13 protein-coding genes are annotated in these 12,742 nt (G+C 47.9%); 4 read left to right on the forward strand and 9 right to left on the reverse strand.

Annotated features, from left to right (window positions below; translation table 11 throughout):
• The first annotated feature begins 436 nt into the window (after positions 1-436).
• Entirely contained in the window at positions 437-2,734 is a 2,298-nt protein-coding gene (locus MKY63_RS08865) for a UvrD-helicase domain-containing protein (RefSeq protein WP_339812513.1), read from the forward strand.
• A gap of 64 nt (positions 2,735-2,798) precedes the next feature.
• Here MKY63_RS08865 and MKY63_RS08870 read toward each other — a convergent pair whose 3' ends face one another.
• The 3 genes from MKY63_RS08870 to MKY63_RS08880 form a co-directional block, all read right to left on the reverse strand.
• Positions 2,799-3,383 (reverse strand): 50S ribosomal protein L25, encoded by a 585-nt coding sequence (locus MKY63_RS08870; RefSeq protein WP_076101172.1) that lies wholly within the window; start codon positions 3,381-3,383, stop codon positions 2,799-2,801.
• An 87-nt stretch (positions 3,384-3,470) separates the two neighbouring features.
• A complete protein-coding gene (locus tag MKY63_RS08875; protein ID WP_076186146.1) occupies positions 3,471-4,415 on the reverse strand; it encodes a DUF1861 family protein in 945 nt (314 codons plus the stop codon).
• Entirely contained in the window at positions 4,381-4,677 is a 297-nt protein-coding gene (locus MKY63_RS08880) for a helix-turn-helix transcriptional regulator (RefSeq protein ID WP_051491502.1), read from the reverse strand. The genes MKY63_RS08875 and MKY63_RS08880 overlap by 35 nt, the downstream gene beginning before the upstream one ends.
• 216 nt (positions 4,678-4,893) lie before the next feature.
• Here MKY63_RS08880 and MKY63_RS08885 point away from each other — a divergent pair, with 216 nt between their 5' ends.
• Genes MKY63_RS08885 through MKY63_RS08895 form a run of 3 tightly spaced genes read left to right on the forward strand, consistent with a single transcriptional unit; the run spans position 4,894 to position 8,253 of the window.
• Complete coding sequence (locus tag MKY63_RS08885; RefSeq protein WP_036687342.1) at positions 4,894-6,075, forward strand: glycosyltransferase family 4 protein; 1,182 nt, start codon at positions 4,894-4,896, stop codon at positions 6,073-6,075.
• Complete coding sequence (locus MKY63_RS08890) at positions 6,075-7,181, forward strand: glycosyltransferase (protein ID WP_076186148.1); 1,107 nt, start codon at positions 6,075-6,077, stop codon at positions 7,179-7,181. Before MKY63_RS08885 ends, MKY63_RS08890 begins: the two co-directional genes overlap by 1 nt.
• Positions 7,174-8,253, forward strand: coding sequence for a mannose-1-phosphate guanylyltransferase (locus MKY63_RS08895; protein ID WP_036687341.1), 1,080 nt, complete (start codon positions 7,174-7,176; stop codon positions 8,251-8,253). Before MKY63_RS08890 ends, MKY63_RS08895 begins: the two co-directional genes overlap by 8 nt.
• Positions 8,254-8,361: 108 nt before the next feature.
• On the opposite strand, the gene MKY63_RS08900 is transcribed toward MKY63_RS08895, so the two are convergent.
• The 6 genes from MKY63_RS08900 to MKY63_RS08925 form a co-directional block, all read right to left on the reverse strand.
• Positions 8,362-8,598, reverse strand: a complete 237-nt coding sequence (locus tag MKY63_RS08900) for a hypothetical protein (RefSeq protein WP_036687339.1) — start codon at positions 8,596-8,598, stop codon at positions 8,362-8,364.
• A 110-nt stretch (positions 8,599-8,708) separates the two neighbouring features.
• Complete coding sequence (locus MKY63_RS08905) at positions 8,709-9,026, reverse strand: hypothetical protein (RefSeq protein WP_036687337.1); 318 nt, start codon at positions 9,024-9,026, stop codon at positions 8,709-8,711.
• A gap of 57 nt (positions 9,027-9,083) precedes the next feature.
• Complete coding sequence (locus MKY63_RS08910) at positions 9,084-9,959, reverse strand: alkaline phosphatase family protein (protein WP_081387133.1); 876 nt, start codon at positions 9,957-9,959, stop codon at positions 9,084-9,086.
• Positions 9,960-9,963: 4 nt separating this feature from the next.
• Positions 9,964-11,007 carry an ABC transporter ATP-binding protein gene (locus tag MKY63_RS08915; RefSeq protein WP_076127045.1) on the reverse strand — a complete coding sequence of 348 codons (1,044 nt, stop codon included), beginning with the start codon at positions 11,005-11,007 and terminating at the stop codon, positions 9,964-9,966.
• Positions 11,000-11,806, reverse strand: a complete 807-nt coding sequence (locus MKY63_RS08920; protein WP_339812522.1) for an ABC transporter permease subunit — start codon at positions 11,804-11,806, stop codon at positions 11,000-11,002. The genes MKY63_RS08915 and MKY63_RS08920 overlap by 8 nt, the downstream gene beginning before the upstream one ends.
• The gene (locus MKY63_RS08925; RefSeq protein ID WP_280753346.1) at positions 11,803-12,723 is read right to left on the reverse strand and encodes an ABC transporter permease subunit; all 921 of its coding nucleotides are present in this window, start codon (positions 12,721-12,723) and stop codon (positions 11,803-11,805) included. The genes MKY63_RS08920 and MKY63_RS08925 overlap by 4 nt, the downstream gene beginning before the upstream one ends.
• Positions 12,724-12,742 lie beyond the last annotated feature (19 nt).

Genomic DNA, 12,742 nt, shown 5'->3' on the forward strand with positions numbered 1-12,742 from the left:
GCAGCCACAATCCAGCTAATCTGCGGGATTTATACCGTACATTCCGTCTACGCAGCCACATTCCAACTAATCTACGGGATTTTTACCGTACATTTCACCCACGCAGCCACAATCCAGCCTATCTAAGGGATTTATACCGTACATTTCACCCGCGCAGCCACTTTCCAGCCAATCTGCGGGATTTATACCGTACATTCCGTCCGCGCAGCCACAACCCTACCTATCTACGGGATTTATACCACCGTTGTGTCCCACTCCCACACCAATCCCCAGATTTTTACTGGCTCAATATCCAACACTTTTCCTGTGCAGCAAAAAGCTTGGGATGGTATATTGTAGATTGGCTAAATTTTCGGCACATTTTAAGATGAACTCAAACATCATAGAACTAGATTTGTTGAGATCACTCTATATAGAAATAATGAAGGTGAATCTATTGAATAAGCTTTTATTTCATAATATCCCGCTGGGAGCGACTGGTGAGCGAATCCCGCAAGCGGCTGTGGCCTCAGCGCAGACAAGCCAAGAACTGGTGAAGCGGGAGGAAGAGGACTCCGCTTTTTTTCGCAGGCTGGAAGAAGGCGGCATCCTGCTCAACCGTCCGCAGATTTCCGCGGTACGGCATCATAAAGGGCCGCTTCTAACACTGGCCGGCGCAGGCTCCGGCAAAACCTCGGTTCTGATCTGCCGAACCGGTTATTTGTTGTCCGTGCGCGGTGTCTCACCAAGTCAGCTGCTATTGCTGACTTTTTCGAGTAAAGCTGCGGCTGAAATGCGCGAACGGATCGCCCTTTTACCGGGAGTAGGCCCAGCAGACGTCGCGCGGCTGCAGGCCCGCACGTTTCATTCCTTTTTCTTATTTTTCTTGCGCAGACAAGGATTGCAGCAAGAGATTTTCAGTGAGACGCGGCGCCAGCACATCCTGCTAAAACAAATCATGCGTGAGCTCGGGCTACCTAAGGATGCCTATCCACCGGAAACGCTACTCTCCCTGCTCTCTTCCTGTAAGATGAACATGGGTACCGTAGAAGGCTTGCCTGAAGGAACCACCGCTGAAAAAGAAATGAAATCCATTCTGGAAATCTACGAACAATGGAAACTAGACAATTTCAAAATCGACTTCGACGATGTCCTCTTAATCGCCTATCGGATGCTGAAGGAGCGTCCTACGCTTTTGCAGGAATTGCAGATGAGATATCTATACGTGATGGTGGATGAGTTTCAGGATACCAATGCCCTGCAGTACGAGTTAGTCAAAATGATTGCTCACCCGCAGCATAATCTGATGGTGGTTGGCGACGATGACCAGACGATTTATTCCTTCAACGGGGCACGCAGTGAATTCATTCTGGAATTCGAGAAGCTGTACCCGGGAGCAAGGGTTATTACACTTGATATTAATTACCGTTCTGGTCCAGCTATAGTCGGACTCGGTAACGGTATTATCCGGCACAATACGCGCCGGCGTTCCAAAACCCTGCAAGCTGCCAAAGGCAGCGGGAGTCAGCCCCGGTATATGCGTCCGCAGACAGCAGACGAGGAAGCTGAGCAGATGGTTGAGCATATTTTAAACGAGGTTTCGAGCGGCAAAAGAGAATATAGCGACTTCGCCATGTTATATAGAGCGTCCAGCAGCAACCGGGCCGTTCTGGAATTACTTCTTTTACGCGATATTCCCTATATTGATTATGGAGAAGGCCAATTACTGTACGAACACTGGCTAATTTCCCCGGTCGTGGATCATATGCGTCTTTCCGTGAATCGGCGGAATTTCGCGGCTATGGAGAACATCCTGCCTACTCTATATATGAACCGTGAAAAAGGTATGAATCACATCCGGCAGATGGAAGCCAGACAACCAAAGCAAGGCCCACTAATCCATCTGTTGTCCATGCCCGGCATGGAGGATTTCAAGGGCACTAAGCTTAGAGAGCGGCTGGATCTAATTCGCAATATGCGCGAGTTAACCCCAGTCCAAGCGATCCGCCAGATCCGCACGCAATTCTATGATTATTTCATCGAAGCGAATGAGCGGCATCAAGCAACCTTACATCGCGAGACGTTAAAAGAAATGCTAGATGAACTAGAATCGTCTGCAGAGCGATTTGATAGTATCCCTGCCTTTCTGGATTTCATAGATAATGTTACTGAACGTAATGAACATAATCGTCAGCCAAGCACCAAAGAACAAGGGAATCGGATCGCGCTTATGACCATTCACAAATCCAAGGGATTAGAGTTTCCTGTGGTCTTTTTGATTGGAGCCTCTGAAGGAATTCTCCCGCATAGCTCCGCCCTGGAGGGCGACCGGCTCAAGGACCGCAAGCTGGCCGCTGCAAATAGTGGAAGTTCAAGCTTGGCTGCCCTGGAAGAGGAGCGAAGACTGGCTTACGTAGCTGTTACTAGAGCCCGGGAAGAGCTATTTATCAGTTCACCTGCGAGGCATCGAGGCAAAAAAGCAGAGGTCTCCCGCTTCATGTTATCAGCCTTCCGCTCTGCCGTTTCTTCCACAGCAACGACTACGGTGAGCAGAACAGTGACAACAAGATCCTTACCTACCAGCCGGACAACTGCGACAAGAACCCATGTCGTTGCGGTATGGAATTGTACCAGCAGTACCTGTCCTGGCTGGACACGCATGAAAGCGGGCGGAGCTGAGGATCATTTAACCTCAAAGCCCTGCCCGTTATGTAGTTCCCCTATGGCAAAGGACCAACGAGAAGTTCCTGTATGATTCAACGCAAAAAAAGCAAGTTTCCTCTTCCCTGGAAACTTGCCTTTTTTATAAAAATATATGTTTAAGCTGGAGTTACTACCGCTTCTTCTTCCTCTTCTTCATGCACGGTCTTGATCTGGATCATTACGGTTGACGGTTCGGTCAACACTTCAATACCGTCCTTGAAGATCAGATCAGAGACGAGCAACTGGTCGCCAATATCCAGTCCGCTGATATCGACTTCCATGGAGGTAGGCAGATCCTCAGGCATACAACGAACTTCCACTTCATAGATTTCTACCTGAAGTGTGCCGCCTGCTTTAATCCCTACGGCTTCACCTGCAAAATGAATAGTCACCTTGCTGTCCATGCTCTTTTTCATATTTACATGTTGAAAATCAATATGCAGAATTTTGCCGGACAGGGTATCCTTCTGAATGTTCTGAACCACGACCGGAACCTCCAGCTCTTCCGATACCTTACCTTGCAGAATTGCGCGCGGATTCTTTTTGAGAATGTCCAGAAGTTCTTTTTCATTCACTTCCAACGTCAGAGTCTCTTTACCAATACCATATAATACAGCCGGAATACGTCCTTGCTTACGCGCCTGATTGATGTTGGACTTGGTGTCAGTCTTACGTGTGTTGAATTGAATAAACTTATTCATTGGGTTTCCCGCTCTCTTTGACCATAAATTCTTGTCACACCAAGTGTAACATGACCATATAATCTAGTCAAACTTACTGGAAGAACGCTAGGATTCATATTCGTCAAATGGGTCTGCGATTTCAATCTGATATGCTTCTGCGTCACTCACCCCTACAGACAATACCGCCCGGCCTCCTCCAAGACGTTTCAAGCCACCACTGAAGATGACATCCTCCAGTTCTTTGCGCTTGCCCGGGCCCGCCGGAAAATCACTGCGGACTGCTATTATTTTGACCGGAGTTGCCTTATAAGTCTCAGGATTCAGCGAAAAAGCCATGGCATAATAGTGTTTGTTTCCGGCACTATCGAAGCAAGCAATGTGGCCCAATACGCCCACCATTCCACCCCGCAGCAGATGAGCTTCATTGGCTCCCCCCCACTCTTCGGGCACGAATTGATCCTGTAAAACCTCGGCATCAATGAAGGTCTGCTCATTTAGTTCGTCCAGCGAAGGAATCACTGTGAACCCAATCTGCCCCCGCCCACCCCGCTCGCCCTGCGGCCGGGTAAATACGCCTACACTGCCATTATCAAGCTCGATAAGCCGGATATCCTTCATCGTGCCGGGACCTGAAGAAAAGTGGGTCAAAGAATCGATGTGATATCCCCGGTAGAACTGGGTCACCCAGGAGACAATCCGGTGCGGATCATCCGCTGCCGTAATCACTTCCACCCCGCCCACAATAAGTTCCCCCCTGATCCGGGTCCAGCACGGGTCCTGTAAATTGTACGTATGCGTATGCGCACGAGGTCTCCAAACCCCATCATGGCATGTAAAAAAGAAGACTTGAGAGAACTCACTGTCCCGTTCCTCAACTCTTCCCATTAGTACCTCTTCCCCGTTATACATAAACGGGGCGGTTATATTATAGACATCCCGGTGCCCAACACCCGTGAACGTCATTTTATTTACAGTGGTTGTACCGCGTCCGGCATGATATGTATCCAGAAGCTGCTTACAGGTGGCTGTCCGTGCCGGGTTCCTTGTCATCGCCGTCCTCCTCGTAATCATTTGAACGATCGATCACCCAATCGTTGTCTTCCGCATCCATGGCAATCAGCTCGCCGGGCTGGACATTAAAGTATACACATAATTTTAGCAACAGATCCCTTGGATACTGCACCATCTCATTCTTATACATTCGGCGTACCGAATCAAAATGGTAATTGATCTCTTTAGCAAGCTTGCGGATCGATAATTTCGGATCATGCCTCTCCATGACCTCACTCAGTTTACTGCGTATGACTGGCATTCCTACACCTCCTCCAATAATATATCCGCACTAACCCCAAGGCGTCAATCGAATTGACAAGATAAAACGGTCATGTTACAGTGGGATTAGGAAATAATTTGCAACATTTCTAATTTCAGAAAACCAAATACCTTTCCCTATTCAGAAAATAGAGTCTTCTTTATTTTCTTTTTTTGTATCCAGACCAATCGCAAGACCATTAGGGAGGCTCTTTGAATGAAAAATACAGTCCGTAATCACAACATCGTGTTCCTGGGAACCAGTCTGCCGCGAGAGTGCGGTATCGCCACGTTCACACAGGATCTGCTAGATGAACTTATCCACCTTCCCGGCTTCAACCCGCCCCGGATTATTGCCATAAACAACAATGAAACCTACGCTTACGATCAGCAGGTAATACGGCAGATCGACCAGCATAATTACGCAGATTATATAGATACGGCCGATTTCCTCAACAATTCCGATACCGATTTGTTGGTCATCCAACATGAATTTGGCATCTACGGCGGAGAAAGCGGTGAATACCTGCTGCCCTTTGTCGAACGTTTGAACATTCCGTATGTTGTTGTTTTTCACACAGTGTTGACCAAGCCCTCCCCTAAGCAGCATCAGATCATCCGATGTCTGGCCGAGCGTAGCGTGCAGGTCGTGACGATGGCGGAATCAACCCTTACCGATTTATCTACTATTTATGAGATCCCAGTTTCCAAAATCACATTCATCCATCACGGCGTCCCTCAAGTTAGCACAGCCTCACGCACCAGCCTTAAAGCACAATACGGTTATCCAGACCGCAAAATCCTCTCCACCTTCGGCTTCCTCAGTCCCGGCAAAGGGATTGAATACAGCATCGAAGCCATGCGCGGCGTGGTCAAGCGCCATCCCGAAGCACTTTACATTGTCTGGGGCAAGACCCATCCGGTCGTCAAGCTGGAATCCGGGGAAGTTTACCGCCAGAAACTGACGGACCTCGTAGAAATGTTTGACCTGCAGGACAATGTCCAATTCGTCGATAAGTTGCTGACCCAAGAAGAAGTAATAGAGTCCTTGGTCATGTCAGATATCTATGTGACTCCTTATCTGGGTAAGGATCAGGCCGTCAGCGGCACCCTGGCCTACGGAGTCGGTTATGGCCGGGTTATCGTGTCTACCCCTTACCGCTACGCCCAGGAAATGCTGGCAGAAGGCCGCGGTCTACTGGCTGATTTTCATGATTCTGCTTCCTTGGAAGCCTGCATTTTGCGCTTGCTGAACAGCCCTGCTCTGGTGCAAACGATGGAAGACCGCACGTTGAAGCTCGGGCTCACTATGCGCTGGAACGAAATCGCCAAAATCTATGCCGCCTTGTTCCACAGCCATATCCAGAGCTCGGCGTCAGCTGATCGGAGCGTGATTTAATGGAAACCTCCACCACAGTACAGTCTAAACCAGGCTATATGCGCAGAATCACGGACGATACAGGAATCTTTCAGCATACCAAGTTTGGGGTTCCGGACCGTTCCAAGGGCTACACTACCGATGATAACGCCCGCGCTCTGATTGCTGCGGTCTTAATGTACGAGAATTCCCGGGATGCCGTGGCACTCGATCTCATTCATACGTATATCTCTTTTATCTATCATTCCCAGACAGCGGACGGCAATTTTCGCAATTTCATGGATTATAACCGCTCCTTTATAGAGGATAAAGGTTCTGAAGATTGCCAGGGACGTACCTTGTGGGCACTCGGGTTCGCCTTGTCGCATGCTGCTTCCCTGCCCGATAACCTGATGAATACCTGCCGGTATTTGATCAATCAGGCACTGCCGCATCTGGAAGCCTTGGGCTCACCTCGGGCCGGTGCCTATGCCATCATCGGCCTAAGTTATCTTACCGAAGCACCGGGCTCATTAGGTTATGCTTTTCCATACCCGCATACTGAAAACACGACCGAAGAAGCCGCCTTTCTGCCAAGGGCAACCATTGAGAGTCTGATCGAAAATATTGCGGTTCGGCTGCATAATCAATATACCCGCTATAAGGGGCACGGCTGGAATTGGTTCGAGGACAGCATCACTTATGGCAATTCCATGCTGCCCTGGGCTCTGCTTCGGGCCTTCCTGATCTCCGGGAATAAAGACCTGCGGGAGACCGCCAAGGAAAGCCTGGATTTCCTAGCTTCCACCACCTTCTCCAGCAAAGGTTACTATAAACCGATCGGCAGCCATGGCTGGCTGCTGCGCGATGGGCTGGCTGCACCCTATGATGAACAGCCCATTGAAGCCTGCGAGATGCTGCTGGCCTGCCGGGAAGCAGCTGTTGTTCTTGAGGACCCCGCCTATCTTGCGCAGGCAGAATTATGCTACAACTGGTATCTAGGGCATAATTCCTTGGGAATCCCTCTGATCGATGCGCAGACTGGTGCTTGTTATGACGGCATCCATGCCGCGGGACTCAACCTGAACCAAGGCTCGGAGAGCATTATATCCTTCACAATTGCCCGGTTGGTGATGCATCATGAATAAATATGCTACAATCCTAGCCGGCGGGGGCGGAACACGGTTTTGGCCCCTGTCCAGACAAGAAATCCCAAAGCAGCTGCTGAATATTAGTGGCAACGACATTATGCTAAACGATACGATTGAACGCTTCAAAGGGATTATTCCTCAGGAGAATACAGTTATCGTTACTAATCGTACCCAAGCAGTATTGTTGGAGAGTATTATGCACAGCAGCGTTCTCAAAGCTAATATTCTAATTGAACCTGTGGCGCGAAATACAGCCGCTAGCATTCTTTTTGCAGCATTATCTATAGAGAAATCTCATGGTAATTCTTTAATGGTCGTCCTGCCTTCCGATCACTATATAACGGATGAGGAACAATTCCGTCTTACACTAGACGAAGCCTGCACTGTTGCCATGGAGTCAGACAAAATAGTAACCATCGGAATCAAGCCTACTTTCCCATCTACTGGCTACGGCTATATTGCCTTTGATAAGACGCCGATTGCGACAAGCCCAGTGGCTGTATATGATGTAGATGAATTTGTAGAGAAACCAAACTTTCAGAATGCACAGAGTTATCTGGCATCCGGTAATTATCTATGGAATAGTGGGATTTTTATTTGGCAGACCTCTGTCATTATTGATAATTTCAAACGTTATCTACCTCGACTCTACAAAACCATGCTGCCCATCAGTGATTGTTTGGGTACAGATCAAGAAGAGGAAGTTATTAATGCCATCTATCCAACGCTTCAGAATATTTCGATTGATTACGGCATTTTAGAACGCTCTGATGAAGTTGTCGTGCTTTCCGGGCAATTTGGCTGGAATGATATCGGCAGCTGGGATGCACTGGGTTCAATCTTCCCTCCGGATGATGCAGGCAACATTATAAAAGCAAATCATGTGGGGATAGATACCCATAATTCAATCATCTATGGAAATGGCAGACTGATCACGACCATTGGTGTAGACGGGTTCATCATTGCGGATACTGGGGATGCACTATTAATCTGTCCCAAGGACAAAGCGCAGTCAGTCAAAGATATCGTGGAGCTTCTAAAGGAACAGGGAATGACAGAATATATCTAACTAACAAAGAATGCAAAAAGACGGGCCATTGCAGTACATGCATGGTCCGTTTTTCATCTCATTATATAAGAAGTTGAACAGTTTATAAATGTTTTTTAAGCGCCAAACCTAGGTCCAAGCCCACAAGAACCCGTCTCGATCCCAAGCAATTCTCCCGCCATGGAGTTTCCGGAAAGCTTTCTTCACTTCTTTGGAGAGTGAGGCATTGCCGTTCTCATTCACAAATACAAATTGTTCTCCAAAATTCTCTTTCACATATTCAATCGCCGCCGTCTGATGCAAGGTACCCGTAAAACGAATCTCCTTCACCATCCATTCTGCTACTTCTTGTGCGGTTATTTCCATATGGATGCGCCTCCTCTCTGTGCTTACTGCTAAAATGTGCCCTCATTATAACATGAATACAGCCCAACCGGACAAACGTCCGAATTGGGCTGTATTGAAGTCAATTTACATCATTGTGGATAGATATGGTTCGACGGATAACGGGACTTCTGTCCTCCACTCACCATCAACAGAATCCCAGTAATTAAGTGCAAGAACCAGCCTACAAAAGGAATCCATGCCAATAAAGAAGTTATAATTCCTAGCACTGAACCGTAGATAGACTCACGGTCTCTTGAAGATAAAATCAATGTAATCACATGTAGAATAAACATCAACCCCAGAACGGAATACCCCGTGCCAATAACAATAGCAGCACCCAGAATTGGAATTGCCAAAATAATTTCACAGGAACCCGTAATCCATTTCATAGCTTTAGAAGCGCTCAATAGACAACCTCCTAATTGGGTAAAATATATGATTTTTCTCGTGCTAATTATTTTATTTCATACCAACGGCAAAGGTTCTTCCACTTTGTCATGAGATTGCTTCTGCACAAGTGGAGGCAAGCCCTCCTTACTCATTGCTGCCGAAGGGGCCAGCCCCAAACAGTGGCACATTAAAGGAGCCATTCGCAGCTGTGGCAGCATTTCTTCCTCTTTTTCTGAAGATAATACATCTACCCCAAACGTATATAATGGCACATTTCGCTCGGAAGGGGTTATCCCGCCGTGGTACCCATTTGCGTTCATTCCGTGATCTGCCGTAATCATAATCTTATAGCCCTGTTCCATCCAAATAGGCAAAACAGTGGCCAGCAGACCGTCGGCATTACGCACTGAAAGCTCATATTCTTTACTCTCGCCGCCATAACGATGCCCGGCGTCATCTATATTCATGGAGTGAATGTATAGGAAATGCGGATCATAGGCACTCCGTAAATACACCGCGTCGGCAAACACATGACTGTCGGGATAGTGATCCTCGAAATAAAAGCTGCCATGCTGAATGGGCTTCATCACATTGTGCTGATGGCGATCAGCCAGCGGATCAAAAGGGGCCGAATTATAAAGCTCACTGACCCAATGATAGGCGACAGCAGCTGTGCGCAAATTAGCGGCCACTGCCAGATGGAATACGCTCTCTTCATGGCTTGGTCTCACAATATGGTTAGCCGTAATTCCATTTTTGGTCACAGGTGTCCCCGTCAAGAGCACTTCATAAAGCGGGCGTGACAGACTAGGCAATTCCGACTTCACTCGGTGACATGATATTTTCCCCTGCTCCACCAAATGCTCCATATACCCCATATATTCACGTGCGGCCTCATATCTAAGTCCGTCCAACACTACCACAATAAGTTTATTGTTCATTTCAGTCATCTTATTACGCTCCCTCTCGTTCCAGATGCAGCAGCTCAGAAGGGTTCAGAGCCAAGGTGACGTTAGCCCCTTCCACCAGCCTCAGCCAGCGTCCGTCATTTAAAAGATCAACCGTTAAGCAAATGTCTTCTACCTCTACCGTACACCTAATAATATTGCCCAACACGGAGACAGATTTAATGATGCCATCCACCAGTTGCACTCCGGCAGCAACCTCGTGAAGTCCCGCACCCTCATGCAGCAGCGTAACCGCCTCAGGCCGAATAGCAAAGCGGTCCTGCGTGCTATCTATCCCCCGGAACAACGTCATCACTTCTGATCGGGTCAATACATTGTAACTGCCCATAAACCGGGCAACGAACTCTGTTCGTGGTGCGGAGTACAACCCCTCAGGTGTGCCATCCTGCACAATCCGGCCACCGTTCATAATACAGATGCGATCAGAAAGAATCAGCGCTTCCTCCTGATCATGTGTCACGAATAGTGTCGTCATGTTAAACCTTTTTTGGATATCACGAATTTCTGCACGTAAATTCTTGCGTATCTTAGCATCTAGTGCGCTTAAGGGTTCATCCAGCAGCAATACTTTGGGCTGCACCGCTAGAGAACGAGCCAGCGCTACCCGCTGCTGCTGTCCACCGGAGAGGGACTGCGGATATACATCCCGTTTATCCTCCAGATCGACCAATGCCAGCAATTCCGCGCAGCGATGATGGCGGGCTGATTTCGATAATCCCCGCATTTTCATTCCATACTCGATATTTTGGCTCACCGTCAGATTGGGGAACAAGGCATAAGACTGAAACACCATTCCTACCTCGCGCTTACGGGGCGGCAAACTTCCCAGATCTTTATTTTCCAAAAGAATTCTGCCGCCATCCAGCTCTGAAAGACCGGCTATGCAGCGTAGCAATGTGCTTTTTCCACAACCGGAGGGGCCTAGCAGTGTCACAAGTTCACCTTCACGGATCTCCAAATCAACATTGTCTAACACACAGGTATTCCCAAACATTTTGCGTACACCCTGCAGCTTTAGATAATCATTCATCCCTTAACGCCCCTCCCATCTTTTTACCGAGCTTCATGAGTACCATCGAAAGAATTAGAATAAACAGAAAATAAGAGATCGCAATCGCGCTGGCTAAATGTCCACTTTCACCAACCCTTTGATATAGATATACCTGAATCGTCTGAATATGTCCGCCAACTAACATGTTCGTAAGGACAAATTCGCCGAATAGAACTGAAAATGATAACAGTGTAGAGACGATAACCCCAGGCCATATATTAGGCAAAATCACATTCACGAAGGCCGTTCTTCGGCGGGCACCAAGCAGCTCCGCAGCATGCAGCAGTTCTACGGCATTAACCGTTAACAGACTATTGCGAATGCCCTGATACATATAGGGAAGGATGACCACAAAATATGCGCCCACCAATAAATACGCTGTTCCAGCGATATCAAAAGGACCAGAGGAATAGGTACGAATAAGACCTACCGCAGCCACAACACCAGGCACCGCATAAGGCAAAACAACAATACCTTTCATAAAGCTCTCCCAACGCGGAAAATAGAGGGTGATGACAAAAACAGCTGGCAGCATCACGGCTAGACTCAGCACCACGCTGATCAGGCATAAATAAAGCGAGGTCCAAAGCGCCTCCAGAAAGCGAATATCCTCAAACATTTCCCCAAACCAATTCAGCGTCCAAGCTCGGGGCAGCAAGGTATTCTGCCAATCTTGTGCAAAAGCATAAATACCCGTTGCCAAAAGAGGAAGCAGCAAATACACCATGAGCAGCAGCATGAAGGTGCGTGGAGCAAAGCCTGCTTTACGTATATTCATTGCCCTACCTCCTCACGAGCTGTCCATAAACGCCGGGAAGCTTTGATTTTCACATCCGGTTTACTGAGTGCTTTCGTTCCGAACCTCTCCGCACGCCGCACCATTAAATGGTTCAGATAAACCGCCAAAATCGTAGTCAGACCAAGCAGAACAGCAAGCGTACTCCCCATTTGTGGCTGTGTAACCACATCTCCGGCAACCAGTGAACCGATACGTACCGCCAACAGATTGTAATTTCCGCCAACCAATGCGTAAGCCGTGGCATAAGCCCCCATTGCATTAGCAAAAAGAATTCCAAGTGTGCCGAAGATCGCTGGAGTTAGAATAGGCAGGCCTATCGTCTTCCAGAACTGCCAAGGCCCAGCCCCCAGTAAGGACGCTGCCTCTCTCCACTGCTCACGAATTCCGTAAAAGGACGGGTACAAAAGCAGTAAGGCTAACGGAACCTGAAAGTATACATACACCAGTATTAGACCTGACCAGCTATATAGATCAAAATCGGCAAAAACACTCCAGCCCCACTGTTTAAATAAGAGTGTAAACACCCCATTATTTCCGAGCAAAATGATATAAGCAAAAGCCAGCGGAACACCTGCGAAGTTAGAGGTCATATTCGACAGCATCAGAAGTCTATCGCGTACTCTCGGGGTAAACCGGGTAATGCAATAAGCACAAAAAAGCCCGACAATGATCCCTATCAGACTTGAGATTATGGAGATTAGCAGACTGTTCTTAATCGCCTGCATGTAATAGGCACTTTGCAACGCATGCAGATAATTGCCTAACGTAAATCCCGTTCCGTCCGCTGTGCGAAAGCTTCCCGTCAGCATGGATAGTATAGGTACCAGTTGAAAGGCTAACACCATTAGTGCAAATGGAATAAGTGCCAGGATCACACCGCGGCTTCTTTGTTTCATCTTACTCGCTCCTTGTCGC

The organism is Paenibacillus sp. FSL R7-0189 (assembly GCF_037969925.1).
In the GTDB taxonomy this organism is placed as follows: Bacteria; Bacillota; Bacilli; order Paenibacillales; family Paenibacillaceae; genus Paenibacillus_AQ; species Paenibacillus_AQ odorifer.